24 protein-coding genes and 1 pseudogene are annotated in these 26891 nt (G+C 64.7%); 10 read left to right on the forward strand and 15 right to left on the reverse strand.

Translation table 11 applies throughout. The features are described from left to right. The first annotated feature begins 189 nt into the window (after positions 1–189). Entirely contained in the window at positions 190–2982 is a 2793-nt protein-coding gene (locus tag AC3WQZ_RS31295; protein ID WP_492301881.1) for a DUF6600 domain-containing protein, read from the forward strand. Between the two features lie 156 nt (positions 2983–3138). Here AC3WQZ_RS31295 and AC3WQZ_RS31300 read toward each other — a convergent pair whose 3' ends face one another. From AC3WQZ_RS31300 to AC3WQZ_RS31320, 5 genes are all read right to left on the reverse strand, one after another. Then, positions 3139–4311: an ABC transporter substrate-binding protein gene (locus AC3WQZ_RS31300; RefSeq protein WP_011617607.1), complete on the reverse strand. Its 1173-nt coding sequence runs from the start codon at positions 4309–4311 to the stop codon at positions 3139–3141. Between the two features lie 75 nt (positions 4312–4386). Beyond that, positions 4387–5094, reverse strand: a complete 708-nt coding sequence (locus AC3WQZ_RS31305; protein WP_010812719.1) for an ABC transporter ATP-binding protein — start codon at positions 5092–5094, stop codon at positions 4387–4389. Beyond that, the gene (locus AC3WQZ_RS31310) at positions 5081–5845 is read right to left on the reverse strand and encodes an ABC transporter ATP-binding protein (protein ID WP_492301882.1); all 765 of its coding nucleotides are present in this window, start codon (positions 5843–5845) and stop codon (positions 5081–5083) included. The genes AC3WQZ_RS31305 and AC3WQZ_RS31310 overlap by 14 nt, the downstream gene beginning before the upstream one ends. Next, on the reverse strand, positions 5838–6869 hold the full coding sequence (locus AC3WQZ_RS31315) for a branched-chain amino acid ABC transporter permease (RefSeq protein ID WP_492292315.1): 1032 nt from the start codon (positions 6867–6869) through the stop codon (positions 5838–5840). The genes AC3WQZ_RS31310 and AC3WQZ_RS31315 overlap by 8 nt, the downstream gene beginning before the upstream one ends. 13 nt (positions 6870–6882) lie before the next feature. Continuing rightward, positions 6883–7746: a branched-chain amino acid ABC transporter permease gene (locus AC3WQZ_RS31320; protein WP_010812722.1), complete on the reverse strand. Its 864-nt coding sequence runs from the start codon at positions 7744–7746 to the stop codon at positions 6883–6885. Positions 7747–8446: 700 nt separating this feature from the next. On the opposite strand from AC3WQZ_RS31320, the gene AC3WQZ_RS31325 reads away from it, so the two are divergent. Continuing rightward, positions 8447–9562, forward strand: a complete 1116-nt coding sequence (locus AC3WQZ_RS31325; protein ID WP_136227878.1) for a hypothetical protein — start codon at positions 8447–8449, stop codon at positions 9560–9562. A 121-nt stretch (positions 9563–9683) separates the two neighbouring features. On the opposite strand, the gene AC3WQZ_RS31330 is transcribed toward AC3WQZ_RS31325, so the two are convergent. Both AC3WQZ_RS31330 and AC3WQZ_RS31335 read right to left on the reverse strand, forming a co-directional pair. Beyond that, the gene (locus AC3WQZ_RS31330) at positions 9684–11084 is read right to left on the reverse strand and encodes a hypothetical protein (protein ID WP_136227877.1); all 1401 of its coding nucleotides are present in this window, start codon (positions 11082–11084) and stop codon (positions 9684–9686) included. Positions 11085–11503: 419 nt separating this feature from the next. Next, a complete protein-coding gene (locus tag AC3WQZ_RS31335; protein WP_492301884.1) occupies positions 11504–11758 on the reverse strand; it encodes a hypothetical protein in 255 nt (84 codons plus the stop codon). Here AC3WQZ_RS31335 and AC3WQZ_RS31340 point away from each other — a divergent pair. Next, positions 11733–12605, forward strand: a pseudogene (locus AC3WQZ_RS31340) (adenosine deaminase family protein); the annotation flags it as partial. The gene AC3WQZ_RS31335 and the pseudogene AC3WQZ_RS31340 overlap by 26 nt on opposite strands. 201 nt (positions 12606–12806) lie before the next feature. Here the strand turns inward: AC3WQZ_RS31340 and AC3WQZ_RS31345 are convergent. Beyond that, positions 12807–13574, reverse strand: coding sequence for a ParA family protein (locus tag AC3WQZ_RS31345; RefSeq protein ID WP_058696556.1), 768 nt, complete (start codon positions 13572–13574; stop codon positions 12807–12809). A gap of 262 nt (positions 13575–13836) precedes the next feature. Between AC3WQZ_RS31345 and AC3WQZ_RS31350 the strand changes: the two genes are divergently transcribed. From AC3WQZ_RS31350 to AC3WQZ_RS31360, 3 genes are all read left to right on the forward strand, one after another. Beyond that, the gene (locus tag AC3WQZ_RS31350; protein ID WP_041688181.1) at positions 13837–14784 is read left to right on the forward strand and encodes a pseudouridine-5'-phosphate glycosidase; all 948 of its coding nucleotides are present in this window, start codon (positions 13837–13839) and stop codon (positions 14782–14784) included. Between the two features lie 167 nt (positions 14785–14951). Beyond that, complete coding sequence (locus AC3WQZ_RS31355) at positions 14952–15290, forward strand: hypothetical protein (RefSeq protein ID WP_011617600.1); 339 nt, start codon at positions 14952–14954, stop codon at positions 15288–15290. Positions 15291–16154: 864 nt separating this feature from the next. Further along, positions 16155–18365, forward strand: coding sequence for a penicillin-binding protein 1A (locus tag AC3WQZ_RS31360; RefSeq protein ID WP_492301886.1), 2211 nt, complete (start codon positions 16155–16157; stop codon positions 18363–18365). A gap of 112 nt (positions 18366–18477) precedes the next feature. Here AC3WQZ_RS31360 and AC3WQZ_RS31365 read toward each other — a convergent pair whose 3' ends face one another. From AC3WQZ_RS31365 to AC3WQZ_RS31375, 3 genes are all read right to left on the reverse strand, one after another. After that, a complete protein-coding gene (locus tag AC3WQZ_RS31365; protein WP_010812733.1) occupies positions 18478–18918 on the reverse strand; it encodes a YMGG-like glycine zipper-containing protein in 441 nt (146 codons plus the stop codon). A 275-nt stretch (positions 18919–19193) separates the two neighbouring features. After that, a complete protein-coding gene (locus AC3WQZ_RS31370; RefSeq protein ID WP_010812734.1) occupies positions 19194–19397 on the reverse strand; it encodes a cold-shock protein in 204 nt (67 codons plus the stop codon). Positions 19398–19647: 250 nt separating this feature from the next. Beyond that, positions 19648–20022, reverse strand: a complete 375-nt coding sequence (locus AC3WQZ_RS31375) for a hypothetical protein (RefSeq protein WP_010812735.1) — start codon at positions 20020–20022, stop codon at positions 19648–19650. A 1020-nt stretch (positions 20023–21042) separates the two neighbouring features. Here AC3WQZ_RS31375 and phaP4 point away from each other — a divergent pair. Next, positions 21043–21612, forward strand: a complete 570-nt coding sequence (gene phaP4 / locus AC3WQZ_RS31380; protein WP_058696555.1) for a TIGR01841 family phasin PhaP4 — start codon at positions 21043–21045, stop codon at positions 21610–21612. A gap of 74 nt (positions 21613–21686) precedes the next feature. On the opposite strand, the gene AC3WQZ_RS31385 is transcribed toward phaP4, so the two are convergent. Further along, complete coding sequence (locus AC3WQZ_RS31385; protein ID WP_439672049.1) at positions 21687–21995, reverse strand: EthD family reductase; 309 nt, start codon at positions 21993–21995, stop codon at positions 21687–21689. 143 nt (positions 21996–22138) lie between these two features. Here AC3WQZ_RS31385 and AC3WQZ_RS31390 point away from each other — a divergent pair, with 143 nt between their 5' ends. The 3 genes from AC3WQZ_RS31390 (at position 22139) to AC3WQZ_RS31400 (ending at position 23831) form a co-directional block, all read left to right on the forward strand. After that, entirely contained in the window at positions 22139–22342 is a 204-nt protein-coding gene (locus AC3WQZ_RS31390) for a hypothetical protein (RefSeq protein ID WP_010812739.1), read from the forward strand. Between the two features lie 540 nt (positions 22343–22882). Continuing rightward, entirely contained in the window at positions 22883–23344 is a 462-nt protein-coding gene (locus AC3WQZ_RS31395) for a hypothetical protein (RefSeq protein WP_492301887.1), read from the forward strand. 175 nt (positions 23345–23519) lie between these two features. Next, a complete protein-coding gene (locus tag AC3WQZ_RS31400; RefSeq protein ID WP_010812742.1) occupies positions 23520–23831 on the forward strand; it encodes a hypothetical protein in 312 nt (103 codons plus the stop codon). An 87-nt stretch (positions 23832–23918) separates the two neighbouring features. Here the strand turns inward: AC3WQZ_RS31400 and AC3WQZ_RS31405 are convergent, their stop codons facing one another. The 3 genes from AC3WQZ_RS31405 to AC3WQZ_RS31415 form a co-directional block, all read right to left on the reverse strand. Beyond that, a complete protein-coding gene (locus AC3WQZ_RS31405; protein ID WP_010812743.1) occupies positions 23919–24509 on the reverse strand; it encodes a helix-turn-helix domain-containing protein in 591 nt (196 codons plus the stop codon). A gap of 57 nt (positions 24510–24566) precedes the next feature. Continuing rightward, complete coding sequence (locus AC3WQZ_RS31410; protein WP_492301889.1) at positions 24567–25883, reverse strand: M20 family metallo-hydrolase; 1317 nt, start codon at positions 25881–25883, stop codon at positions 24567–24569. Positions 25884–25898: 15 nt separating this feature from the next. After that, positions 25899–26891: amidase (locus tag AC3WQZ_RS31415; protein WP_492301890.1), on the reverse strand; the 993-nt coding region annotated here is incomplete at its 5' end.

Here is a 26891-nt window from a genome sequence, read left to right on the forward strand (position 1 = left end):
CGCCCGCAGCCTGCCTGGGATAGCGGTCCTGCCCGCGCGGCATGGCCGCATGGCGAAATACGAACTTACAAAGTCTGCCGCCCCGGGCGTGCCGCGGCATCCGGGGCAATGTATGGTGACATTAGGGTTGCCGCTGACATCGGCCGGCCGCCCCGGTGCGTTATGCGTTTTGTCCTGGTCCTGACTTCCATGTTCGATCCTTCCCAATCTGTCCCCCCTGCTCGAGGCCAGTTCCGTGGCAGGCTGGCGCTGACGGCCATGGCCGCCGCCGGCCTGGCGGTGGCGGCGGCTGCACTGGCCCAGGTGCCCGCCGGCCCTCCCGGCGAGGCCTATCTTGATGCGCCGACGACTGACGGCCAGTACCAGCAAGCCGATCCTTCCTCGCGCATTGCCACGCTGACCGCCGTCGACGGCAATCTCAGCTTTGCGCCGGCAGGCTCGGACGACTGGGCTGCCGCAGGCCTGAACCGGCCCTTCACCACCGGCGACCGGCTTTGGCTTGACCACGGCGGCCGTGCCGAGGTGCATGCCGGCACGGTGGCGGTCCGGCTGGGCGGTGCCACCGCGGCCAGCATCCTGAACCTGGACGACAGCGCCACGCAGGTCAAGCTGACCCAGGGCACGCTGCAGCTGCGCGTGCGCGCGCTGCCGCCGGGCCAGACGGTCGAGGTCGACACCCCCAACCTGGCCTTCGTGCCGCGCGAGCCGGGCGACTACCGGCTGGATGTGGCGCCTGACGGCAGCACCACCACCGTGACCATGCGCCACGGCAGCGCCGTGGTCTACGGCGACAGCCGCTCGATCGAGCTGCAGCGCGGCGACCGCATGCGCTTTGCCGGCACCGACCTGACCGACGCCGGTGGCGGCGGCGCGCCGGAAGACGCCTTCGACCGCTGGACCGCGGCCCGCGACGCGCGCGAAGACGCCTCGCCGTCCGCCCGCTACGTGCCGCGCGAGATGCCGGGCTACGCCGCGCTGGACGGCTACGGCGACTGGCAGGAAGACCCCGGCTACGGCGCGGTCTGGTTCCCGCACGTGGTCAGCGCCGGCTGGGCGCCGTACAGCGCCGGGCACTGGGCCTGGATCGCGCCGTGGGGCTGGACCTGGATCGACGACGCGCCCTGGGGCTTCGCGCCTTCGCACTACGGCCGCTGGGCCTATGTGGGCTCGCGCTGGGGCTGGGTGCCGGGCCCGCGCGTGCGCCCGTGCTACGCCCCCGCGGTGGTGGCCTTTGTCGGCGTTAGCGGCCCGAACTGGAGCGTGCGCGTTGGCAGCGGGCCGGGCGTGGCCTGGTATCCGCTGGGGCCGCATGACGCGTACCGGCCGGTCTATCGCGCCAGCCCGACCTATGTCGCCCGCATCAATCGCGTCACCGTGAACAACTTCGTGATGGGCGACCGCCGGCCTCCGCCTTACGCCAACCGCAACGTGCCCGGCGCCATCACCGGCATGCCGGCACGCAATTTCGTCGAAGGCCGCCCGGTGCGCGGCATGCATCGCGACGAATGGCGCAACCTGCCGGCAGGCGAGGCCAGGGGGGCGCCGCCAGTGGCGCCGGTCAAGGGCAGCCTGGTGGGATCGGCCCCGATGCGGCCGCTGCCGCCGCAGGCCCGCCATGGCTTCGAGCGCCAGGCCATCGCCGCCCGCCCGCCGGGCCGGCCCGCCACGGACGACCTGGCCCGCCGCTTCGCGCGCGAGGGCGGGGTTGTGCCCGGCGCCGGCCCGGCCTGGCGCGGCGGCAATGAGCGGCGGCCCGGGCGCGACGTGCAGCGGGCGCCCGATGTGCGCATGAGCCAGGCGGCCATCGCCGCGCGCGACCAGGCGCCGTCGCAGCCGCGCGCCGGCCGCGGCGATGCCGATGGCCCCGCGCGTGGCGATCGCAACTATTCGAACGCCCCGGGCGAACCCTGGCGCGGCAACGGCCGCGGCCAGAGCAGCCGGCCCGACGAAGCCCGCGGCTTTGTTGGCCAGCCGGGCCAGCCGGGCGGACCGGCCGACCCGCAACGGCGGGCGCAGGGCATGCAGCGCGAACAGCAGCAGGTTTTGCAGCGCCAGCAGATGGAGCTGCAGCGGGAACAGCAGCGCGCGCTGCGCGAGCAGCAGCGGCAGGCGCCTGATCTGCAGCGGCAACAGCAGGAGGCCCGGCAACGCGACGCCCAGCAACGCCAGTGGCAGGACCAGGCCCGCGACCAGCAACGCCAGCAGGATCAGCAGCGCATGCAGCAGCGCCAGTGGGCGGATGGGCAGGACCGTCCCGATCCGGGGCGGCAATCGCAGGAAATGCAGCGGCAGCGCTTTGAGCAGCAACGGCAGATGCAGGATGCCCAGCAACAGCGCCAGATGCAGGAGGCCCAGCAGCAACGGCAGATGCAGGAATCGCGGCAGCGCCAGGCGCAAGACGCCCAGCGCCAGCAGATGGAGCAACAGCGCCAGTCCGAAGCCCAGCAGCAGCGGCAGATGCAGGAATCGCGGCAACGCCAGGCGCAAGACATCCAGCGCCAGCAGATGGAGCAGCAGCGCCAGTCCGAAGCCCAGCAACGCCAGGCCGCCGACCAGCAGCGCCAGCAGGCGGAGCGCCAGCGCCAGATGGCCGAGCAGCAGCGGCAGGGCCAGGAGATGCAGCGCCAGCGTTTCGAGCAGCAGCGGCAAATGCAGGAGGCCCAGCAGCGGCAGGCCGAGGCGGCTCAGCGCCAGCAGATGGCACAGCAACGCCAGATGCAGGAGCAGCAGCGGCAGATGCAGGAGCAGCAACGCCAGGTGCAGGAGCAGCAACGGCAGCAGGCCATGCAGCGCCAGCAGGCGGAACAGCAGCAGCGCCACATGCAGGAGCAGCAGCGTGCCGCGCAGGAGCAGCAACGTGCAATGCAGGAGCAGCAGCGGCACCAGCAGGACCAGCAACGGCAGATGCAGGAGCGCCAGCGGCAGCAGATGGAGCAGCAGCGCCAGCAGCAGCAACAGCAGCAACAGCGCGCCCAGAACTAACGCGGCCAGATGGAGGCGCGCAACGGGCGCGACGGCGATCGCCGGCAGTGGCACGGCCCGCTTGACGGAGCCCGGAAGGCAGAAACCCCGGCAGGCCTCGCGGCCTGCCGGGGTTTGTTCTTGCGCGGTGCCGCGCGGGCGCCGTCGCGGCCTGGCTTACTTCGCCAGCTCCGACAGCCGGACCTGCGAAATCTTGCCGTTCTGCACCCAGCCGACGATGGTGTCGGCCATCGAACCGCCCTTGGCGTCGATGCCGTCGACTTCGTTGGGGTTGACCTCCTTGGCCAGGCCCTTGACCGCGTCGGGCATCTTCGCCCGGATCGCTGCCGCGTCGCTGGTGGTGCCGGCCAGCTTCATCGCACCGGCCAGCGCGTACACCATGGTGTAGTTCAGCGACATCTCGGTGGTGGCATCGCGCCCGTCATGCAGCTTCTTGTACTTGGCGTTGAAGTTCTGCGCGGCGGGGCGGCTGTCGTTGACCAGCGGCAGCACGCCGATGGAACCCTCGAGCATGCCCAGGCCGTTGGTGACCTTGGCCATCTCGTCCATCTTGGCCTGGTCCATCACGATAAAGCCGCCCTTGAAGCCCAGTTCGCGCGCCTGCTTGACCACCAGTGCGGTCGGTTCCGACGGGCCGCCGACGAACATCACGTCCGGCTTCTCGCTCATCGCGCGCGACACGCCGCTGTAGAAGTCCGTGGCCTTGGTGTACGACATCGGGTTGTTGGCCACCACCTTGCCGCCGGCCGATTCCCACGCCGGCACGAAGGCCTGCACCCAGGCCTTGGCGTAGTCGTGGTCGGCCGGGGCCAGCGCCACGTTCTTGCCGTAGCGCTTCATCTGTGCCTTGACGAAGGGCTCGATATAGCCCGTGTACGCGGGCGGGATGCGGATGGTCAGCTTGTTGCCGGCGTCGGTGATGCGCGGCACGCTGGAGTAGGCCATCACCAGGAATTTCTCCTGCTCATTGAAGGCCTGCAGCGCGAAGATGCCGCCCGAATGCGGGACGAACACCGCCGGGGTCTTGTGCTGCTGCACCAGGCGGCGGCCGTTGATGGCGGCCTCGGCGGGCGAGTACTTGTCGTCCAGCGCCACCACCTCCAGCTTGACCTTCTTGCCCTTGACTTCCAGGCCGGATGCATTGATCTCGTCCACCGCCATCTGCACGCCCGACAGCACGTTCTTGCCATACAGCGCGGCGCCGCCGGACAGCGGGCCGGTATAGCCGATCTTGACCACTTCCTGCGCCAATGCGGCGCCAGAGGCCAGCATGGCGGCCACGGCGCTGGCGGCCAGCGGGAAGATACGGCGCATGATCTTGCTTTGCATTGCTATGTCTCCTGAAAGTACTGCACTTGCTAGGTCTGGTTGTGTTTTGCTGTCGCGAGGCCGGCTCCTCTGAACCTACCCCCCGATATACGCCTTCCGAATCCCCTCATCCTTCAGCAACGTATCCCGATCCCCCTCCATCACGATGCGCCCGCTCTCGATCACATAGGCGCGATGCGCGATGCCCAGCGCCGCGTAGGCGTTCTGCTCGGCCAGCAGCACGGTGGTGCCGGCACGGTTGATGCGCTGGATGATCTCGAACATCTGCTTGACCACCAGCGGCGCCAGCCCCAGCGACGGCTCGTCCAGCAACAGCGCGCGCGGGCGGCTCATCAGGGCGCGGCCCAGCGCCACCATCTGCTGCTGCCCGCCGGACAGCGAGCCGGCCGGGTCGTCCTTCTTCTGCCGCAGGATCGGGAACAGTTCATAGACCTCTTCCAGCGTCTTGCGGATACCCGCACCATCGCGCCGGTGCACGTAGGCGCCCAGCACCAGGTTCTTCTCCACGCTCATCGCCGGGAACAGCTTGCGGCCCTCCGGGCAGTGCACCAGCCCGGCCTGCACGATCTGCGACGGCTTCATGCCCGACAGCTCGCGCCCATCGAAGCGCATGCTGCCACCGCTGATGCGGTGGATCGCGCTCATCGCCAGGAAGATCGAGCTCTTGCCGGCGCCGTTGGCGCCCAGCAGCACCACCAGCTCGCCGGCGCCGGCGTGCAGGGTGATGTTGTCGAGGGCGCGGAAGCTGCCGTACGACAGCGAGACGCGTTCAAGCTGCAACATGGTCGGCTCCCAAGTAGGCCTCGACGACATGCGGATCCTGCTGGATCTGCGCGGGCGTGCCTTCGGCAATCTTCTCGCCGTAGTTCAGCACCATGATCTTGTCTGCCAGGCGCATGATCATGTCCATCTTGTGTTCGATCAGGCAGACCGTCTTGCCATGGCGCACCATCTTGCGGATCAGCTCGGCCAGGCCCACGGTCTCTTCCGGGTTCACGCCGCCAGCGGGTTCGTCGAGCAGCAGCAGTTCCGGGTCGGTCGCCAGCGCCAGCGCAAAGGCCACCCGTTTGCGCGCCTCTTGCGTGATATCGGCGGCGACCTCATGCGCCAGGTGCGACAGCCCGACGAAGTCCAGCGCCGCTTCGGCCTTGTCGCGGCACAAGCGCTCTTCCTCGCGCAGGCGGCGCGTGCTGAACAGCACGTCGCGCAGGCCCGAGTGGGTGCGCAGGCGGTGGCCGACGATCAGGTTGTCGAGCACCGTGGCGCGGTCGAACAGCGCCGTGGCCTGGAAGGTGCGGGCCACGCCCAGGCGCGCGATCTGGTCGGCGCGCAGGCCGGCCACGTCCTCGCCCTTGAACAGGATCTGGCCGGAGCTGGGCGCATGCGTGCCCGCCACCAGGTTGAAGAAGGTGGTCTTGCCAGCGCCGTTGGGGCCGATGATGGCGTTGATATGGCCTGGCTCGAAGGTCACCGAGACATCGTGCACCGCGGTCAGGCCGCCGAATTTCTTGGTCAGGTTGCGGATCTCAAGCATGGTCGGCTCCGGCGCGGGTGGTCGGGACAGCGGTGACGGGTTGTGCAGGGAACTGCGCCGCCAGCTTGCCACGCCGTTCGGCCGCGGCCTTGCGTGCCTGCTTCTTCAGCCAGGAACCCACGATGCCGTCCGGCACGAAGATGATCAGCAGGATCAGCACCGGGCCGAACACCAGCATGCGGTAGTCCTGCATGAACTGCAGCGACTGCGTGATCCACGGCACCAGCACCGCGCCCAGCAGCGGCCCGAAGATGGTGCCGATGCCGCCTACCAGCATCGACATCACCATGTCGAAGGTCAGGTCGGTGCGCGCGATATCCGGCCCCAGGAAGCGCACCTGCCCGGCGTACAGCGCACCGGCAAAGCCGGCGTAGCCCACCGACAGCACGAACGACAGCACCTTGGTGCGCATCAGGTTGATGCCCAGGGCCTCGGCCAGGGCGTCGCTGTTGCGAACCGCCATGAAACTGCGGCCCAGCAGCGAGGTGACGATGCGGTGCATCAGGAAGGTGCCGACCGCCAGGAAGAACAGCACCAGGTAGTACTGCGCCTGCACGCTGTCGAAGCTGAGCGGCCCGATCGCGGCCGGCACCGGGATTCCGATCAGGCCCACCGTGCCATGCGTCAGGCTTTCCCACTTCTCGATCAGCAGGTAGATGATGTAGCCCACGCACATGGTGAAGATCGAGAAGTAATGGCCCTTCAGCCGCAGCGACACCACGCCGACCACATAGCCCAGCACCATGCAGACCACGCCGGCCAGCACGAAGGCCAGCCAGAACGGCACCTGGTGGTCCACCGTCAGGATGCCCAGCGTATAGGCGCCGATGGCCATGAAGCCGCCATGGGCCAGGTTCAGTTGCCCGGTGTAGCCGGTGATCAGGTTCAGCCCGAGCGTGGCGATGGCATAGATGAAGGCCAGCGTCATCACGGTCAGGTAGTAGCTGTTGGGCGTGATCAGCGGGAAGGCGATGGCCGCCGCAAGCAGCAGCGTCCAGCCGGTTTTTCCTTGCAGTGCTTTCATTGTGTTGTGCTCCTCAGGCCGTCTTGCCGGCAAACAGGCCCTGCGGCCGGATCGACAGGATCACCACCAGCAGCACGAAGGCGATGATGTCCTTGTAGTCGGTGGAAACGTAGAAGCCGCCGAAGCTCTCGGCCATGCCGATGATCAGCCCGCCGACGATGGCCCCGGGGATGCTGCCCATGCCGCCCAGGATGATGATGACGAAGGCCTTGGTGATCACCAGGTTGCCCATGCTGGGGTAGACCAGGTTGATCGGGGCGTAGAGCGTGGCGGCGATTGCGGCAAGCGCGCCGGAGATGGCAAACACCAGCAGCGTCACGCGGGTGGCGTCGATGCCGACCAGTGCGGCGCCTTCGCGGTTCTGCGCCATGGCCATGATGGTGGCGCCGGTCATGGTGCGCGTCAGGAACAGGTGCAGCAGCACCATCAGCGCAAAGGCGGCGCCGATGATCAGCAGGCGCTGCAGCGGCGCGGTCAGCCCGAACACGTCGACGATCTGGCCATAGGGCGTGGGCATGCGGTGGAAGTCCGCGCCCCACAGCGCCTGCGCCCCGGCTTCCAGGAACAGCAGGATGCCGATCGCTGCGATCATGTCGTGCAGCTCGGGCGAGTTGCGCAGCGGGTGGAACACCAGCCGGTCGGCAGCCATCGACAATACGGCCACCACCAGCGCCGCGCCAAGCATCGCCAGCCAGTAGTTCACGCCCAGCGATGTCATCAGGAAGTACGACACATAGGCGCCAGCCATGTAGAAGGCGCCATGCGCGAAGTTGGGCACGTGCAGGATGCCGTAGACCAGCGTCAGGCCAAGCGCCACCAGGCTGTAGACGCCTCCCAGCGTCAGGCCGTTCAGGAACTGTTGAAGGAACAATGCCACAGGGGTACCTCGTGCGGTTCGGGAAACCAGGCACGCAGCGGCAAAGGCCGTGCGTGTTCCGTCGCGGCGGCGCCAGGCGCGGCCACGGTCAGGAAGTCGGGGGTGGAACTCAGGCGGGCGGCAGCGCCGGCTCGCGCGCTGTGATGCGCGGGCGGGATGGCCTGGCCCAGGGCGCGCCGTGGCGCTCACGGTGCGGGTGTGCAGATGCGTGTTGCAGGTACTGCATGGTTGTCTCCTGTGCGATGCGGCACGCTGGCCGCCCGGCAAGCCGGGGCACCTGGCCGCGTCGGCGTGGACGGCGGCGTTGCGACCCGGTGACGAGGTGTCGGGAGTATTCCCGCACGATCGTTCGTTTTCACCGACTTTTGCATAGGCGTCGCGGCATCGTCAAGGAAAGCGGCGGAGTATTCCGCACCGCGAAATAGCAGTCGGCGCGTCTCCGGGTAAGCCCGGGGGCTTGCCCCGCCATCCATCGACAAGGCCGATGACCCCTATGCGTCCCCTGCATGGACAGCAGCCCGCCATTCCTTTGTTGCTGACTTCATTGATGCGACTGCGGATTGCGTGCCCAGCACATCCTGCGTTCTTTTTGATAGCATCGCGCAGGCTTCCTTCTGCCCTGGCGGTCGCCTGGTCGGCTTCCTTTATCGCGTGGGCGCTGGTGTAAAAAACCCTAAAAATCAAGAGGAAGGAGAGTTCTATGAAGAGGCTCATAACGGCGATTTGCAGTTGCCTGCTGCTCGCTGCATGCGGAGGCATGCACGTGCGGCCTCCCGGCGACTATGTGTTGGCTGGTGAGCCAGCGCCTTCCAGCAATCTCGTGAGGGTGGCTTTCGACCAGCTTGGGGATGTTTATCCCCGAGACGCTTCCAGCATTCCCTGGCCGCAACGGGCGCCGGGCGTGAATTCTCGCTTTGCACTGAGCGACATTCTTGAACATGGCGATCACGGTCGGCGACTGTACGGTCCAGAGCAACGGCGGGAAGCGGAAGATGCCGTTGTTGCAGCGCTCAATTCGAAGCTTGCCGCTGGCGACACGCTCCTGGTGCTGGTGCATGGCTTCAATGAGGACTTCGAATCCGCGCAACGGCTGTACAGCGGTTCCCGTAATCTGCTTGGAAGTGAAAAGCCGGCGGTTATTCTTGAGGTCTACTGGGACGGACTTCGAACGCGCAACCCGGAGATCATGACGGAGCAAACGCGACTTACCTTCTGGCCGGATGCGCTTCTGAGCTCCAACTACGCTGGCCAGAGGGGTTTGCGGCCCATCTTGAATCGGCTTTCGAAGCCTGTCGATCTCCGCTTTCTTGTGCACTCGCGAGGTACGGCTGTGGCCCTCTCAGCAGTGGCCGACCCTGTTTATGAGCGCAATTTCGGAAACGATCCGGAGAATCGTGTCCGTCCGCTGGACAACCCCAATATTCGTAGCATTAAGATCGCAGCCTTTGCGCCGGCAGTGGGGAGCGGACATGTTGGCCAAGCCATCTATGACAAGTGGGGAAATCACCCCGTTGATCTGGCTTTCACAGTAAATCCTTGGGACCTGGCACTCTCAAAGCTCTTTGTCTTTCATGACACTTTTTGGGGTGACACAAGTCTAGGTACATCCGAACATTTCGTCCGAGCTCGGATGGAGGAGCATTTCGCGCGGCTCCGCCTCATCCCTGTCAGATTTCCCAATAAAATCGGTCATGCTCTGGACAAATACGTTGAGGGAGACCCCGACGCAGCTACCTGCATCATTCGATTTGCAGGCCTGACATCGTCCGAATGCCCGTCGAGCGTTGAAATCATTCATTTGCGTGATGGGCAGTGACGGCTCTCAGGCTTACGCAGGCGGCTATCCATCGTTAGCTTGGTTTTCGGCTGCGGGTTAGACTCGACCCGCAACTGCGGGGAGGCAAGGAGTCCTCCCTTCCTGCTTGCCGCGTGCGGCATCACTCCGTCAGGCGCAATGTGACCGTGCGTGGTGACGCGTCGACGGATGCCAATGCGGCCAAATTGGCGGGACAATTCTGGAGCCGCGACCACATCACGCCTTCGGCGGTTTTGCGTACGCCGACGGCAACTGCTGTTTGTATGGAAGTGGCTAGCGCCTCATTGTTGATCGAGAACAGCCAGCCACCTCGAATCGCAATGCCAACGGCTGCAAACGTGCCAGCCTCGGCGCGGTCGCCGATATTGTCCACTTGCTTGAGCTTGTCAGTGTTGTCCTTGCCTGCACACATGGAAGCGGAGGCCCTGCACAGGGAAGAATTTTTTGCCCCAGGGACGCGGATGCGGTCGTCACCCGTCGCCTCGAACAGGACACGCACCAAGTCAGAAACCACCGCATTGGGGTCGATCTTGTTTGTTGAAACCTTTTTGTCCCCCGCCAGATCGACCGTGGCGGCCAGACCTGGAAATCCATAGCTCTTGCCCGCACGACTCACAAACGTCTGCTCGCCCAGTACGCCCAGGATCCGGCAGGAGGTGACCTTACCTTCCTCCTGGCACAGCCGCTGTCCGAGGTCCTTGGCAAGCTGGTCGATCTGGGCATCCGCAGCCGTCAAGACCGTCTCGTCCTTGATCGACTTCTTGAGCTTGTCAAGGAGCTTGGACTTCAGGTCGGGGTAGTCAAAATCGAGTGTGACGATTTTTCCATTCCGGAAGTAATCCGACACATAGCGCGCCACGAGGAGCCGCAGTGTCACCTGAGCGGCATCTTGCGCCTGCGTAGTAGTTGTTATCTGGTTGAGTCCATAGGTCTTCGCGTAGTGGCCCAACGCTTGCGCTGCCGCACCGACCCACCCTTCGCCGCTGGTGGCGAACGATACGTCCTGAATCATCCCGGTCCATTCACGGCGGCTGATGGTAATTTCGCCGCCGCCAAATTTCGACGAGGTAACCGCAGGGTCCGCTGGCGCCAGGTCTCGAAACAGCGTCGAAGTCAGTACCTGATTGGCGCGATCCACTGCATCAGGCGCAAGAGCGTCGAGATTGACCTCGATGCCGCTCGGATCAATCCCGAGTCGTGCGAACAGCCCTTGTGAAAAGCCCGTGACATGATCATCGTATGCTGCAGCTGATGCCGGCACAGCGCTTCCGGAAGTGGCGGACGCCAGCATACTCAGCCCGAGTTGCAGATCAGTGCGATTGCGCTGGTTGCCCGACAAGCTGGCATTCACTGCGGCCGGCGGCATAGTCGTTGGGGACAGGGCGTATTCAGCTTTCGCACGTGCACAAGCGCTGACAGGCGAGCCAATGACTACCGTCGTGCCTGTGTCTGCGATCTTCTTGTTGAAGTCGCCAGCCGTGATGCATCCGCCGAGTGATGGCAACACCGTCGCGAAAAGCACACCCCTAAAGCATTTCCTCATAGCCATTGTTCCATGGACGAACCGTCGGAGTTGAATAGGATGCCGGGATGTTTAGGGCGGCGGAGAGAACTGTCCGCCCGCCAACTACCTGGCCGACTGCACCTAAGCGACATAAGTCAGCCACGCGGGCAGTTCATTGGATGGCTTCCGTCGTGTTTTTCACATGCTCTGGGGCTGGACGGGCAGGAATATTCCTGACAAGGCAACCACGCCGCGAGTACTACGACGCAATCGGTGAAACTGTTCGTGCGTGACGCGTTGCGCGAGAGTGCGCGATGCATTTGGTCCCCGGAGGGAGTTGCTGAAGGCTACCGCAAGAGTTCAATACCGCAAATCCCCCCAAGAAGGGGGATCTGACACCTTGATCTTTTCAGGCCTGGCGACGGCACGGGCGCCGCTCAGCAGCGGATCGCGCCGGACAGGAAGCGGAAGCAGCCGGCGGCCGCCGGCATCCTGGGCGCCGGTTCCTTGCGCATCATCAACGCCACGCGGCGCTTGAAGCTGGGGCTGCCCAGGGGCACGGCACGCAGCGCCACATCGTTGATGCCCTGGGCGTATAGCCGGGACAGCAGACCGACCGCGAGCCCCGCGCACACCAGGCTGTAGAGCGATTCGCTGTACTGCAACCTGCAGGACGCGGCGGCCGAAGGCATCCGCTACAGCGAGTTCTTCTGGAACCCCACCGGCACCGTCAGACAGTCCGGCATTCCGTACCGCGCCGCCATGGAAGCCATCGTGCGCGCGATCGTCGATGCCGAGGCAGGGTTTGGCATCGTGGGGCGGCTGGTGCCGTCGATCGACCGCGAAGCCGATCCCGCCGAGGCGGTCGAGATGGTCGACTGGGTCATCGCCGACCGCCGCGACGAGGTGATCGGCATCGGCATCGACTATCGAGAGAATGACCGGCCGCCCGAGCTGTTCGCCGAGGCCTATCGCAAGGCCCGCGCCGCCGGGCTGAAGACCACTGCCCACGCCGGCGAGTTCGGCACGCCCTGGACCAATGTGGCCACCGCGCTGGACCTGCTGCAAGTGGATCGCATCGACCATGGCTACACCGCCATTGACAACCCCGAGTTCGCGCAGCGTTGCGCGGACCGCGGCATCGTCTTCACGGTGGTGCCGACCAATTCCTACTACCTGCGCACGCGGCCGCGCGAGCGCTGGGCGCTCGATCACCCGATCCGCCATATGCCGGGCATGGGCTTGCGTGTGCACCCCAACACCGACGATCCCGTGCTGCACCACGTCACCGCCAGCCAGGCCCGGGGGATGATGGTGCGCGATTTCGGCTTTGGCCTGGACGACCTGCGCGAGTTCATGCTTAACGGGCTGGACGCCGCGTGGATCGACGACAGCACGCGCCGTGCGTGGCGGGCGCAACAGTGCGCCGAGTTCGATGCGCTGCGCGCCAGGCTGTTCGCGGCCCCGGTTGCCCGAGGCTGCAGCCTGGTCCGTTTCCGTTCCGCTGTTCGTGGACCAGTTCCTGTCCAGGCGTACTGACATCTTCCTGACCGGGCGCTACCAGCGTGCTATGGGCGAAGCGACTACGGCGGCGATTTTCGGCTACCCGACTTCCGCCAGGCGCGATCAGGTGGTGGTTACCACGGGGATGCGGCATCGGTTCTGACCGGCCGCGAGGAAGCTGACGCCCGGCAGTGTCATTGCGTGGGGAAATCGATCTCAGCGCGCCTTGGCGATTCCTCAACCAGCCAGCTCGCGGTGCAACGCCACATATTCCTGCGCCAGCTTGTGGCGCGGATCCAGATGGATCATGGGGGTGGCATGCTGATGCGATTCGCGGATCTTCACCGATGCAGATAGCCGCGATTCAAGTACTGGCAGGCCCTCGCTTACCAGTTCGTCGACCAGCTTCTGCGGCAAGCTGGCTCGCGGCTGGAACTGGTTGATCACGATCCCCTCGACCTGCAGCCCGTCGTTGTGGTCCTGTTGGATTTCCTTCACGTTATCGAGCAGCGTGTAGAGGGCACGGCGCGAGAAGTCATCGCAATCGAACGGGATCAGGCAGCGCTCCACGGCGATCAGTGCGGAGCGGGTATAAAAATTCAGTGCCGGTGGCGTGTCGATGTAAATGGCGTCATAGACTGCCTCCAGCTCGAGCAGGGCGTCGCGTAGCTTGTAGATCTTGTAGCGGGATTCGAGCTTGCCGTGGAGGGAATCCAGGTCAGGATGCGCCGGCATCACATCGAGGTTCTCGAACGGCGTCGGGTGGACAAAGGACGTAAAGTCCACCGGCCTGAAGTTGTAGGTCAGGGAGGTCTCGAAGAAGTTCGCCGCGGTCGGACTTGCCTCCGCGGCCCGCGCGCCAAGCAGGTACTGGCTGGAGTTGCCTTGTGCATCCAGGTCAATGACCAGGGTGCGCAAGCCCTCGCTGGCGCTGATCGCCGCGAGATTGCACACAATGGTCGATTTTCCGACCCCACCCTTCTGATTGAACACGACGCGCCGCATTTGCCCCTCTGGAGAGAATCGATCCGAAAGCGGCAGCATACCTCAGCGTGAGGTTCCCGGCAGCACCCCGCCCGGCTATGACAACGATATTCCAGGCCGTGATGAGGTGGCACCCGCGGGCAGGCGATTCACTGGGTGCCAGAGTCAGCCGTCCGATTCCTGCTCGCGGTACCATTGGCGCCTTGAGGTGGTCCCGCGCTTGCATCTCATGGACCCGCCTTGTGCTGCACACTATGCGGCTCACGCCACCGAATGCATCGACATGGTTGCCGACCTTGCCCGTTCCTGGTTGACCTTCAGCGCGCCTGTGGCCGCTGCACAGGCTGCCGGCCGCCCGCTCGTGGCGCTCGAATCCACCATCATCGCCCACGGCATGCCCTACCCGGAGAACGTTCGCACGGCGCGCGAAGTGGAGGCCCTGATCCGCGACCTGGGAGCCGAGCCCGCGACGATCGCGCTGATTGGCGGGCGAATCCGCATCGGGCTTTCGAACGACGAGCTGGAGCTGCTGGGGCGCTCGGAGCGGGCACACAAGGTGAGCCGCCGCGACCTGCCAGCCGTGCTGGCCGGCGGCGGGCTCGGCGCCACGACCGTGGCCGGCACGATGATATGTGCCGCGCTGGCGGGCATTGAGGTCTTCGTCACCGGCGGGATTGGCGGCGTGCACCGCGGTGCGCAGGAAACCTTCGACATCTCGGCTGACCTGCAGGAACTGGCCAGGACCTCGGTGGCGGTGGTCTGTGCCGGGGCGAAGTCCATCCTGGACATCGGGCTCACGCTGGAATACCTGGAAACACACGGTGTGCCGGTGCTCAGTTGTGAGCAAGACAATGTTGCTGCGTTCTACACGCGCGACAGCGGCTTTCGTGCTGACTTCAGGCTGGACGACGCGGCGGAGCAGGCACGCTTCATCCGCACCAAGTGGGACTTGGGCCTGGCGGGCGGCGTGGTGTTGAGCACACCGGTGCCGCAAGCGGCAGCGATGACGTCCGGGGAGATCGACGCGCTGACTCGGCAGGCGCTTGCCGAGGCCAGGGCGCAGGGAATCACCGGCAAGGCCGTGACGCCTTTCCTGCTGGCTCGCATCAAGGCGCTGACGAGCGGACGCAGCCTGGCGACAAACATCGCGCTTGTGAAACACAACGCCGAGGTGGGAGCAAGGCTTGCGCTGGCATTGGCACGCGCGGGGCGCGGGGCGGGCGCAGCCTAGTCATGTGAGCAGGCCGGCATCCGCAGGGTGCGGGCGCGCACCTGGCAAGCTGGGTCTATGCGCCAACGTCGCCTAATCTTGTGTCTTAGCGATCAGCGAGTGGAAAACTCGCCTGAAGTCGCAACGCGTACATTTTCGATCCGGGGCTAGCGGAAGGAGTCATCATCATGCGACTCTCACTAATAGTCAGCGGCGCCATGCTGGCGCTTTCGGCATGTACATTGGAACCGGCCGGAACAGGCGCCTTTACAGTCATGGGGCCGGCCAGCTTCGATCGCACCTTCACCGCAGCAGCCGGGGCCATGCGCGACCAGGGCCTGGCGATCAGCGTCGAGGACCCGGTCAATGGCGTGGTCGTCGGCAGTCTGGATACCACGACGGTGATGGCCGGTGTGCACCAGCAGGCAGACGGCTACGTGCGGGTGGAATTCGACGGCATGGCTGCACACGATCCAGCGTTGATGGCGCGAATTTCGCGCAGCTACAACCGCCGCATGGGCCGCTGAATCGCGTCAGAGGTCAATTCAATGGATGTCCGCTTTCCGGAAGCGGACCCTGACGAGCCAGATCACGACCGGCTGTCTGCCCTTCAGAACGCTCGGACGTCGGGGACGCGGGCATGGCTCGGGCAAAGCGCCAGCGCGAAATCCTCCGGATCCTTCTGGGTGTTGCCGTGAGGCTTCCGGACCCGATCCATGGGTTCAACGCGGATTCGCCTTCCCATGTCCGCGCCGTTCAGCGAGCGCGTCGGCGAGTGCTCTCACCCGCAACAGTATGTGGCGATGGCTGGGGGCCTGAGCAACCTCTCCGTCTGGCAGCAGAGCAGCGCGCCTGGCGGCCTGCTGGCGTTGGCGCAGGGTATGGGTCCGCTCGGCCAGGTAGGGCAGGTTCGCCGATAGGCATGCCCCTTTAGTCGCCGGCTCTGACGGGCTTGGTAATTGCAGTCGCGACTCCGCGTCGTTCACTTTCTTGGCCGGCGCCGGAGCCCGGGGAAAAGGATCGCGGCGAGCAATAGTCCTCCGCCGGTGAGAATCAGAATGTCCTGCATGCCTTGCGCCTCCCACGAAGATGCCAGATCGAGCGAGCCAATCTTAGGGATAACGCTGTCGCAGTGCTATCCGTCTCTGTCCGACAAGATGTTGGACCGAGCGCAGGAGTTCGGATCGCCGACGCGCGCTCGCATGCAATACGCCGCCGGCCGGCATTGATCGCAAAAATGACCGCAAAGCCAGAGGCACAGGCAGCGAACGTGCGCCGTACGAAACAAATGTAATCGTTTGTTAATGCCGCCCCCGCAGCCCCGTGTTGCCAACAGATGCTTCCTTCCGCTTTGGTACGATGCCGCTCTTTCCGCAAAGCGTCCCGCCACCGTGAATCGCCGCTGTATATTGTTTTTTCGTGAGTATTGCGCACGGTGGCTCATCCGCATCCAATCGCTGGCCGCTGCCGGCATCACGATAGCCAGGCGCGTCTTTCCCGGCGCGCTGCGCCGCCTTGGCCACCCGACGCGACGCGGCATCATGCTGACGCTTGCCGCGGTGCCGGCGCTGTTTCTGCTGTACGTGCTGGCGCTCGTGCCGTTTACGCCGGGCATCGGCGACATCCGCAAAGCCCGCATCGACCGCCCAGCGCTGATCGTATCGGCCGACGGCAGAGTGATCGACGAATTCAAACCGGTCAATCGCGAGTGGGTATCGCTCGGGCAGATCTCGCCGTACATGGTCGCTGCATTGATCGCCACCGAAGATCGCCGCTTTTATGAGCATCACGGGATCGACTGGCTGCGTACCGCGTCGGCTGCGCTGCATACGTTCTCCGGCGACCGACAGGGTGGCTCGACGATCACGCAGCAGCTTGCGCGCAACCTGTATCCCGACGAAATCGGCCGCGCGCCGACCCTCGCACGCAAGCTCAGGGAAGCGATCACGGCGCTCAAGATCGAAGCCGTGTACAGCAAGGATCAGATCCTTGAGACATACCTGAACAATGTGCCGTTCCTGTACAACGCCTACGGCGTGGAAATGGCCGCACGCACGTATTTCGGCAAATCGGCGCATCAACTCGACATCCTCGAGAGCGCGACACTCGTCGGCATGCTGAAGGCCAACAGCACCTACAACCCAGTGCTGAATCCCGAGCGCGCATTGGAGCGGCGAAACACCGTGCTAGGGCAGATGAACAAGTACGGGAAGCTCAAGCCCGACGCTTACACCTGGCTGAGGCGGCAACCGCTCAACGTCAATTTCGGGTTGCAGAGCGCGCCACGAAGCGCGGCGCCGCATTTTTCCGCGCAACTGCGCAAGTGGCTGATCGCATGGGCCGAGCGCAACGGCTACAACATCTATGCCGACGGGCTTGTCGTGCGCACAACCATAGATTACCGTCTGCAGACGATGGCGGTCCAGGCGATGGACTGGCAGGCGAGCCAGTTGCAATGGATCGCGAACGGGGCATGGAACGAACGCACTGGCTGTTGGCCAGGCAACGACCTGTTCCGGACATTCATCCGGCAAACGCCTGACTATCGTGCAGCACGCGATGCTGGTCAATCGGATCAGGTCGCGCTCAGGAAGCTCGGCATGAATCGCACGTTTGTCCGCGCACTCTGCCGGAGCAAGACTCAGGTCCAGGCGGGTTTTGTCGCAATCGATCCGCGCAACGGCGATATCAAGGCATGGGTGGGTAGTCGCGATTTCGGTGATGCACCATTCGATCACGTGCAGCAGGCCCGGCGCCAGCCGGGTTCTACCTTCAAGCCATTCGTCTACGGGGCGGCGTTCGCGGACGGCGCGCGGCCAGGCGATACGATCGTAGACCGGAACGTCGCCATTCCACTGGCCGGCCAGGCGATCTGGCGGCCTACCGATGCGGCGCCGCCCACCGACCGGCCGATGACGCTGCGCGACGCGCTAGTGTATTCGCGCAACCGCGTCACCGCTCAGCTCATGCAAAAGGAAAGCCCCGAGAAGGTCGCACGGCTCGCGCGCGCGATGGGCGTGCGCGACAGTCCCCTCGAAGCGGTGCCGTCGCTCGCGCTCGGCACGAGCCCGGTCACGCTCAAGGAAATGGTATCGGCGTACAGCACGATCGCGAACCGCGGTGCCTATGTCGAACCGCGCATGGTTACCCGGATCGAGGATCACGACGGCAAGGTGCTCGCCGAATTTGCGAGCGCATCGCCGGAACAGGCACTGTCCGCCGCCGCCGCGCAAACGCTCGTCGATGTGATGCGCGACGTCATTATCCGCGGCACCGGCGCAGGCATCCGCACGCGCTTCGGGATTCGCGCCGACGTGGCCGGCAAGACGGGCACCACGCAGGACAACGCGGATGGCTGGTTCATCCTGATGCATCCGCAACTGGTCGCGGGCGCGTGGGTGGGTTTTGACGATGGACGTGTGACGCTCGGTAACGACTGGGGCCAGGGCGCGCATAGCGCGCTGCCGATGGTGGGCGCGTTCTACGACATGGCGCTGCGCGCACGAGTGATCGACCCGGATGCGCGGTTCAGTCCTGAGACCCGGGCTCCTCGCAAGCCCCATGCGCGACAGCATCGGCAATTCCTGTTCTGGAAATTCTGATGTCGTCGCTGGCGGACGCGACATTCGCTTTCGCAGGTGCCGCCGCGCGATGCGGTTAAGAGCGCGATGGGATGGATGCCCAAGTGACGGGCGCCATCGCGCGTCGCCTCACTCAGTCGTCGTGACGATGCTTCTTGTGGCCCTTGTGCTTGCCGCGATTGCCGTTCTTGTGGTCATCGGCATAGTTGTTGCGCGACACATTGCCGCCCAGCGCCGAACCCGCTGCACCACCGGCCGCGGCACCGACGATGCCGCCGGTTCGGCCGCCCAAGGCATTGCCGGCCGCCGCGCCGGCGCCACCGCCCAGCGCGCCACCCACGATGGCGCCGGTTCGTTCCTTCTTGTTGGCAGTCACCGCGCCGCCCGCACCGCCGCCCACGGCACCGCCGACCACGGCACCCGTGCTGCCGCCCAGTGCGCCACCGACGGCGGCGCCCGCGGCACCACCCAGACCGCCGCCCACGGCGTTCTTCAGGTCATCGGCCAGCACCGGTGTGGTGGCAGCGGTCAGCAGCAGGGTCAGGCACAGCGTACGAAGTGATTGTCGAGTCATGTTCTTCCTCAATAGGGGATGGTTGGCGATCCGCCGATGCAGGAGTTTACACGGGGCGGCAAGCGGCTCCGTTTGGAACTCGCAACGGTGGTCGACTACCTCCGTCGCCATGAGCCCGAGGTCTGTCGCGCTGAGCCCGGAATGCTGTTGTCAGTCGATATTGGCGCAGGAAATAGCGACCCCCCGGATGCGGCTGGCACCAGCCGCAAAACAGAAAAGCCCTTCGCAATTCGTGGAGGGCTTTGTCAATTCAGGCCGTCAGGTGGGCAGGTCGACTATAGCGGGCGAATCTTTGACGCCTGTGGGCCCTTCTGACCTTGCGTGACTTCGAATTCCACTCTCGCACCTTCCTCCAGCGATTTGAACCCGGTGCCTTGGATTTCGCTGTGGTGGGCAAACAAGTCCTTGCCGCCATCATCCGGCGTGATGAACCCATAGCCCTTTTCACTGTTAAACCACTTCACGATGCCAGTCGCCATCTCGTCCTCGACATTTGGTGCACACAGGTTGCGTGCTGAGAAGTCCCGCCCCAGAATCGCCCCGTCGCCAAAATATGGTTGGATGCGTTACGGCGCGCCGAACCCCTAGCATACCGAAGAGGAGGGCGGGCAGCATCTGCGGGTTAACCTCTGGATCAGAGCGCTGATGATGAGGCGGGCGAGTCGCGATACGGGCTGAGTGCGCAAATTTCCGATCGCCGAATCCGAGGAAAATCCCCTCGATCCAGGCTCACTCAGTCCAAACGGCATCGACGTCCCGCAGCAGGTGCCCGGCCAGGATGTAGTCGCCAGCCTTCATGGCCTTTGTCTCCAAGGCAACCAACTCGTTGGCTGCCAGCTGGTCCAATGCAAACTGGCAGTACAGGTTCCGTTGCCGGAAGGACACCTTCGGCCGGCTGAGGCCAGCAATGAGCGCCGCGAGGGACTTCACGGCAATGCTTTCGTGTCCGCGGTACTCCACCCGTATCCCTACCTTATTACCAAGGCGCCCGAGCTCAATAGCATCTTGCCAACCTGACTCATAATCGAGCTCGACCAGCGCGACCCCCTCTGCCTCCAGGAGCCTGATGGCTTCCCCTTTGGTTCCAGCCCGAGCCGTTGTCATTTCTGCCTCCACTCACACCATCCCGCGCGGGGTTGCCGGTCTGATTCAATGTGCTACTGAATTCAACTCAGCGTTGCCCTGCTCACCTTGCCCCTTGGCTTCAGATCTGGAGAGTCAAGGTCTTGCTTAATTCTGACGTAAGAAAAATCTAAGTCAATATAGAATCGCCCTGAAGTCCTGCTACTACCACCCGCGTCACCACTCCGGCGACGCGTTTTTTTTGACGCAGAGCGGTCCTCATTCGGCCTGAAGCTCCATGCCTTTCCCCAGCAGCGACATATCGGTAGCGGACCTCGGCGAGTTGCGCTAATGCAAGCCGTCCGGTCGGTCGGCGAATGGTGCTCCCGAACCTGAATGTATGTCATGTTGCGATATTCGTTGATCTGCCCCTGCGCACGTTTTGGTAAAGGAGAAAATACCGGGGATTACGGCAAACATGCTTGCAATCACATTGAACACAAGGTGGCGAGCAACTAAGATGAACGTTCCGGGTGCGAAAACAAGCACCCGCCAGCCAGAACCTCGCGTCCGAGACGAAACAAGCGGCCTGTGCAAACCAGGCCGGCTGTCACGGACAGTAGTGAAGTCCCGTAGCAAAAGTAAACCTACAGCTTGGGAGACGACTGTGCTGAGTCATCATGAATTCGCCACGCTTGTGCTGGTAAGCGGCAGCTCCGACCCAACGGGGCTGGACCGCGCGGATATGGACGCGCTGCTCGCGTATAAACTGGTTACGCTTGAGCGCCTTGGGCCAAACCACAGCCGCCCTCAGGTGACAATCCAGGGCTACGCTTTTCTGAAAGCCCTCGGGCGAGTTCGCGCAAGCGAGGGTCAGGCTCGCCAGGCCTCCTTATGAGCGTATTGCTTTAGCTGGAAGCGACTGCCGGCGTTGGCGCGCTTTCGTCTGATCGGCGTGGCCTGCCAGGGTCACGATGCAGCAATTGTTTTCCACTCGATTCCGGTCCCGTCGGAGCTCTCATCGGATAGCTCAGGTGGCGGGTCGCACTTAGGAGACGCAAGATGACTCAGTGGTCCCCCGAGCAATTCATTAAGGTCCAGATGGCAGGCATTGAAGCCCTGACCGGGCTGACCGGCAAGGCCTTTGAAGGCTTCGAAAAACTGCTGGAGCTGAATCTGCAAGCGATGAAGACGGCGCTGGCTGATTCACGAGAAGGCGCAAGGAAAGCGCTCTCAGCCAAGGACCCGCAAGAATTGGTCGAATTGCAAATCGCGTTATTTCAACCCGCGGCCGACAATGTACTGGCATATCGTCGTCAACTGTACGACATCCTCGCCGCCACCCGGGCGGAGTTCGAGAAGGTCGCCGAGGTCCAGTACACGGCAGGCAAGCAGGGTCTGCACGACTTCCTTGGAAGCGTGGTGAGCCAAACGCCCGCCGGCGCGGCGGCGGCGCCATTGGCTGCCTGGCAGGAGGCCGTCAGCGCGACCACTACGCTCTATGAGTCGATGCAAACGACGGCAAAACAGGCCGTGCAAGCGGCCGAGAGCAGCTTCAATACTGCTGCGCAGGTGGCCTCGAAAGGCATGCAACGTCGCGCAGCACAGGCCTCAAAGGCAGCTGCAAATTAAGTCGGCTTTGGCTCTTGGGAGGCCAGAAGAGGCGGAGCGCTGGGGGCGGCCATGTGCTTTGCACCGCCGCCGGCCTAAACTTCCTTCGTGTCGAAGATGAGCATGTCAACCCCGGCCTGGGCAAAATTGGCCAGGTCAGCTGCTGCTGCGGCGCCCTCAGGCGAAGCCATTGCCTGCTGGAGCGCCGCCAGCGAATCGAAGCTCAGCACCGCAACCAGGTGAAACGGCGAAGCGCCGGCCGGGCTTGCAACCGGGCCGCTGCTGACCTCGTAGCGTCTCAGTCCGGCGATCTTCTTGGCGATCGGAACATGGGTCGAGAAGTAATATGAATCAAACGCCGCCGTGTCCGCAGGCTTCTTGTATAGCACCACTAGCTTTGCCATCGTGGTTCCTCCAAGCGTGAGTTTGATATAGCCCGAGCTTGCAAGTGTATCGTCCCTATGGCGGGTGAACCTCATTTCTGTCAGAGGGTCGGGTTGACCAGTTTCTTCATGCTACGATTTTCCTATCTAAGTCGGAGGTCGTCATGACAATCGAAAGCTACCAGGGCTACATCGTCCGCGGCTTTGCAAAGCAGCTTGGCGACGGATCCTTCGAGGCATCCGGTGCAGTTGAGAAGGACGGCCGCATCGAAGAAGGATCGGATCCCTTGGGGTACTACCCCTCGTTTGAGCGTGCCGCGGCAGCCGGCATTGCCTGGGCGAAAGCGTGGGTAGATGATCACGGCTGAACCCCTCTGAAATCGCCCACCCAGACCCACGGATTGGCACCTATGCGCCGCCGCAGTTGATGCCGGATGGTGCGTTCTTTCGTCATGCTAGGATGCCTCGAAACGCTGGGAGGTCGCCATGTCGAGCCATGTCTGGGTCGAAGAAGGGGAGTACTACTGCCACTGCACGGTCTGGAAGTCTAAGTCCGGGACCTGGGAGGCATCGGTATTGTTCGAGCGAAGAATCGATCACGCAAACGAGTTTGTCCCAGGCTTGCGGCACAAGATCAAAGCCTCGTTCAATAGCGAGGGCGAGGCAATGACCGAAGCAATCGCTTACGCAAAAGCATGCGTCGAGAACACTAAGACCGGCTTGTAGCCCCATGCGGCTACCCCAAATCGTTTCGATCCCTGCACCGACTGGCTCGCCATCTCAGGCACGTTGACGATCGGTGCTGCCGTCATCGGCGACTTCGCGCTCGGGACACGATTTCTTACAACCGGGGGAGGTGCCCGTCGGTATCCTTGCGGCAAATTCGCCAACTGCAAGCGCAGGTCACCATGAAACCCCTATTTGTGCTCACCGTGGTCACGGCAGCACTTCTCACCGGCTGCGCCGTCGCTCCCTATGATGACGGCTACTACCACGGCGGATACTCGCGTCCGATTTACGGCGGCGGTTACTCCGATTGGGACGGCGGAAGGTACTACGGCGGCAACCGAAAGTGGGGCGGTGACTGGGATCGAGGCTGGGACCGGGACGAGCAGCGAAACAGGGGCCGTGACTGGAGCGGCCGTGATAACCGCGGCTGGAACCGTGGTGGAGACCAAGGCGAAAACCGCGGCGAGAAGCGTGGATGGAACCGGGGCGATGAGCGAGCGGAGAATCGCGGCCGGGACCGGCGCGGAGAGCATGGCGGGGACCGGGGCAATGACCGTGGCGGTAACCGCGGTGATGACCGTGGGCGGAATCGTGACGCCGACAGTGGCAACGGTCGCGGCAGAGACCGTAACAAGGATTGATGCGACAGCCTCTGACTTCGCAGTGGATACAAAGCCTTACAAGACTCGCAAGCGCCGTGGTCAACTGTCACAACCTGCCGCCGTTACACGAGGTAACCAGCTTTAGGTTCTGCACATACCAAACAGGGCGAGAACGCCATAAGGTATCGGCAGCAACATTCGACGGAACAGCATCATGCAGAAGATCCTGGCAGTTTGTGCAATCGCAGCCGCATCCATGCTTGCGTCTGGCGCCGCCCAGGCAAGGGTAGACGTCGGAATTGGCATCGGTATTCCAGGTGTCGTGGTTGCAGCGCCTCCGCCCCCGGTGTACTACGAACCGGCCCCTGTCTACGTTGCTCCGCGCCCGGTGGTAGTGGCGCCTGATTACTACGACGATTGGCAGGCACGCGCATGGCGTGAACAACAGTGGCGCGAGCAGCGGTGGAGGGAACGCGAGTGGAGGCGGCGCCATCGCGAGTGGCACCGCTGGCACGATGACGATTGAAGCCGTCGGGGCTCTGAGCCAAGTCTGCCTTCGTGCGGGCCTGACCCGAGCCACGGGCTTCCCTGCGCAAGCCCGCTCCCGTCCGTCTCAGAAGGTGGCGGGCGAATTCACCCACAGCACCCTGGCCACCACGTCGCCCACATTGCGGTAGCCATGCGGCACCTGGCTGGAGAACGTGAAAGCATCGCCCGGGCCGATCAGGTAGACGTCGTCGCCGAGCATCAGTTCGAGCTGCCCTTCGAGCACGTAGCCAACTTCCTCGCCCTGGTGCTCGATCTGCCCGTCGCTGGCCTCGCCGGGCCAGACGATGTGGATGTTGGCCTGCAGCAGGCCGCCACGCTTGGGCAGCACCACGCGTTCGAGCGCCACGCCGCCGGCCCGGATCACCGGGCGTTCACCATGCCGCAGGATCGGTGACTGGTTTGGCTCCTCGTCGCTGGTCAGCGCGCCGATATTGGTGTCCAGTGCCACGGCCAGCCGGTGCAGCGTGGTAAACGACGGGGTTGCCAGCCCGCGCTCAATCTTTGAAATCAGGCTTTCCGAGCAACCCGCCTTTCCGGCGAGCTGCAGCAGCGTGTAGCCGGCCACCAGCCGGGCGTGGCGCAGCTTGACGCCAAGCGTCAGGGTGGCCGACTTGCTGTCGGCCGCTTCAGGTGTGGGTTGCTCGGTCTTTGCCATGCAGGCTCGGAATTGGTTGGACTTGGGTCGGCCACCAGGCGCCGTACGTCAATGCGTTCAGCGGCTGGCCAGTTCGGCGACAGTGTAAGCCAGTGCCTGGGCTCCAAGGAACAGATCGGCGCCTTCCGTATCTTCGGCGGCATTGTGGCTGATGCCCCCTTTGCTTGGCACGAAGATCATCGCCGTGGGGCAATGGTCGGCCAGGTACATGGCGTCGTGGAACGCGCCGGAGGTCAGCCGCACCGGCAGCGCGCGGCCGGCGTTGCGGCTGGCACGCGCGCAGGCGCGCTCGATGGTGCCCAGCATGGCCTCGGGGAAATGCGTCGGCTCGCGATGGAAGAAGCGCGTGACCGTGACCGCTTCGGGCGCATGTGCGTGCCTGACGCACGCCGCGCGCAGTGCCGCTTCGGCGCGGTCAAGCGCGGCGTCGTTCAGGCAGCGCATATCGACCGTGAACGTGACGTGGCCGGGAATGGTGTTGACCGAGTTCGGCGCCACGCTCCAGCGGCCCAGCGTCAGGCGCAGTTCGGGAGTGCCGGGGGTGGCCGCATGGCGCGGCGCCAGCGCGTACAGGTCTTGCGCGATGGCCATGGCCGCGGCCATCGCATCGCATCGTACCGCCATCGGCGTGGTGCCGGCATGGGCCATCGTACCCGTGCATTCCACGCGGAACCAGCGCACCGCCTGGATGCCGGTGACCACGCCCAGCGGCACATTTGCGCCTTCCAGCACCGGCCCCTGTTCGATGTGCAGTTCGACGCATGCCGCCATGGGCCGCGCCATCGGCACCCTGGTGACATCGTGGCTTTCCGCGAGCGCGGCATCGAGCGCCTCGCCGAAGCGAATGCCGGCGGCGTCAGCCACGTCGCGATAGCCTGCCAGCCGGGCGGGTTCGACGAAAGCGCTCGACCCCATCGCGCCGGGACCGAAGCGGCTGCCTTCCTCGTTGGTCCAGGACACGACCTCGATGGGGCGCAAGGTCTCGATGCCGGCCGCGTTGAGCGCGGCAATCACTTCCAGGCCGGCCAGCACGCCGTACGCGCCGTCGTACTTGCCGCCCACCGGCTGGGTATCGGCGTGGCTGCCGGTCAGCACCGGCGGCAGGTCTTCGCGGCCGGGGCGGCGGAAGAACAGGTTGCCGCAATCGTCGATGCCGACGGTGCAGCCCAGCGCGCGTGCCTGGTCGATCAGGTGGCGCCGGGCGGCCAGGTCGGTCGCGGTCAGTGTTTCGCGGGAAACGCCGCCGTCGTGGCGCAGGCCAAAGCTGGCCAGGGCTGCCAGCGATGCGGCCAGGCGCCCGGCGCCCACATGATCCTGTGCGCGTTCGGCAATGGCTTGTGCGTTGGCGAGGGGGGGCGGGTTCGATACGGTCAATTTGGTCTCCAGATATCAGGCAAGGCTGGCGCCAAGCGCCTGCTCAAGGCGATGAGCCATGCCGAGCACGCGGGCATCGGCATGGCGCGGCCCCGTCACGGTCACGCCAACCGGCATGCCGGTGGCGCCGGTGCCCGTCGGCACATGGACGCATGGGGTGCCCAGCAGCGACCACATGCGGCAGAAAATCGGATCGCCGGTGGCGCCAAGGCCAGCAGGCGCTTCGCCTTCGGCGCTCGGGGCCAGCACGACGTCGAATCCTGCCATCGCCGTGTTGAACGCCGTGCGGGCCGCTTCCGCGTATGCCAGCGCGACATGGAAGCGCTGGCCGGTGACGGCGCGGCCCGCTTCGAGCTGGCGCGCGAAAGCCGCGCTGAAGTCTTCTGCGTGCTCGCGTGCTTCCGGCGCGAATGCGGCGAGTGCCTCGAATGCCATGATGTCCAGTTGGGCTTCAGTCAGCCCGTGGCAAGCCTGCGGCAGGTTGAAATCGCGCACCGTGCCACCGAGGCGTTCGAGCGCACGGATCGCGGTGTCCAGTGCGGCTTGTGTATCGGCACCAGCACGTTCCCAATGCGGCGTGCGGCAAATGCCGATGCGCAGCGGCGCGTGGCGTAGCGTCGACGCGTCCGCTAGCGCGCCATCGCGCGCCAGGGTGCCGATGAAGAAGGCCGCGTCGTCCACGCGGCGGGCCAGCACGCCCACCGTATCCAGGCTTGGTGCCAGCGGCTTGATACCGGCCAGCGGCAGTGTGCCATGCGTGGGCTTGTAGCCCACCACGCCGCAATAGGCGGCCGGCCGCACAATCGATCCCGCGGTCTGTGTGCCGAAGGCCAGCGGCACCATGCCTGCGGCGACGGCGGCGGCCGATCCGCTCGACGAGCCGCCGGGGGTGCGGGGCCTGTCCGCCGGCGCGCGCGGGTTGCGGGTCGGCCCCGGCTGAAACGTGGCGAATTCGGTGGTGACGGTCTTGCCGACCACGACCGCGCCCGCCGACCGGGCCAGTGCCAC

The sequence above is a fragment of the Cupriavidus sp. FW305-26 genome (genome assembly GCF_058787975.1).

Coding starts and splice junctions, on each gene's coding strand:
- AC3WQZ_RS31295 (WP_492301881.1), top strand. CDS start 190: ATGTTCGATCCTTCCCAATCTGTCCCCCCTGCTCGAGGCCAGTTCCGT.
- AC3WQZ_RS31300 (WP_011617607.1), bottom strand. CDS start 4,311: ATGCAAAGCAAGATCATGCGCCGTATCTTCCCGCTGGCCGCCAGCGCC.
- AC3WQZ_RS31305 (WP_010812719.1), bottom strand. CDS start 5,094: ATGTTGCAGCTTGAACGCGTCTCGCTGTCGTACGGCAGCTTCCGCGCC.
- AC3WQZ_RS31310 (WP_492301882.1), bottom strand. CDS start 5,845: ATGCTTGAGATCCGCAACCTGACCAAGAAATTCGGCGGCCTGACCGCG.
- AC3WQZ_RS31315 (WP_492292315.1), bottom strand. CDS start 6,869: ATGAAAGCACTGCAAGGAAAAACCGGCTGGACGCTGCTGCTTGCGGCG.
- AC3WQZ_RS31325 (WP_136227878.1), top strand. CDS start 8,447: ATGAAGAGGCTCATAACGGCGATTTGCAGTTGCCTGCTGCTCGCTGCA.
- AC3WQZ_RS31335 (WP_492301884.1), bottom strand. CDS start 11,758: ATGCCTTCGGCCGCCGCGTCCTGCAGGTTGCAGTACAGCGAATCGCTC.
- AC3WQZ_RS31345 (WP_058696556.1), bottom strand. CDS start 13,574: ATGCGGCGCGTCGTGTTCAATCAGAAGGGTGGGGTCGGAAAATCGACC.
- AC3WQZ_RS31350 (WP_041688181.1), top strand. CDS start 13,837: ATGGTTGCCGACCTTGCCCGTTCCTGGTTGACCTTCAGCGCGCCTGTG.
- AC3WQZ_RS31355 (WP_011617600.1), top strand. CDS start 14,952: ATGCGACTCTCACTAATAGTCAGCGGCGCCATGCTGGCGCTTTCGGCA.
- AC3WQZ_RS31365 (WP_010812733.1), bottom strand. CDS start 18,918: ATGACTCGACAATCACTTCGTACGCTGTGCCTGACCCTGCTGCTGACC.
- AC3WQZ_RS31370 (WP_010812734.1), bottom strand. CDS start 19,397: ATGGCGACTGGCATCGTGAAGTGGTTTAACAGTGAAAAGGGCTATGGG.
- AC3WQZ_RS31375 (WP_010812735.1), bottom strand. CDS start 20,022: ATGACAACGGCTCGGGCTGGAACCAAAGGGGAAGCCATCAGGCTCCTG.
- phaP4 (WP_058696555.1), top strand. CDS start 21,043: ATGACTCAGTGGTCCCCCGAGCAATTCATTAAGGTCCAGATGGCAGGC.
- AC3WQZ_RS31385 (WP_439672049.1), bottom strand. CDS start 21,995: ATGGCAAAGCTAGTGGTGCTATACAAGAAGCCTGCGGACACGGCGGCG.
- AC3WQZ_RS31390 (WP_010812739.1), top strand. CDS start 22,139: ATGACAATCGAAAGCTACCAGGGCTACATCGTCCGCGGCTTTGCAAAG.
- AC3WQZ_RS31395 (WP_492301887.1), top strand. CDS start 22,883: ATGAAACCCCTATTTGTGCTCACCGTGGTCACGGCAGCACTTCTCACC.
- AC3WQZ_RS31400 (WP_010812742.1), top strand. CDS start 23,520: ATGCAGAAGATCCTGGCAGTTTGTGCAATCGCAGCCGCATCCATGCTT.
- AC3WQZ_RS31405 (WP_010812743.1), bottom strand. CDS start 24,509: ATGGCAAAGACCGAGCAACCCACACCTGAAGCGGCCGACAGCAAGTCG.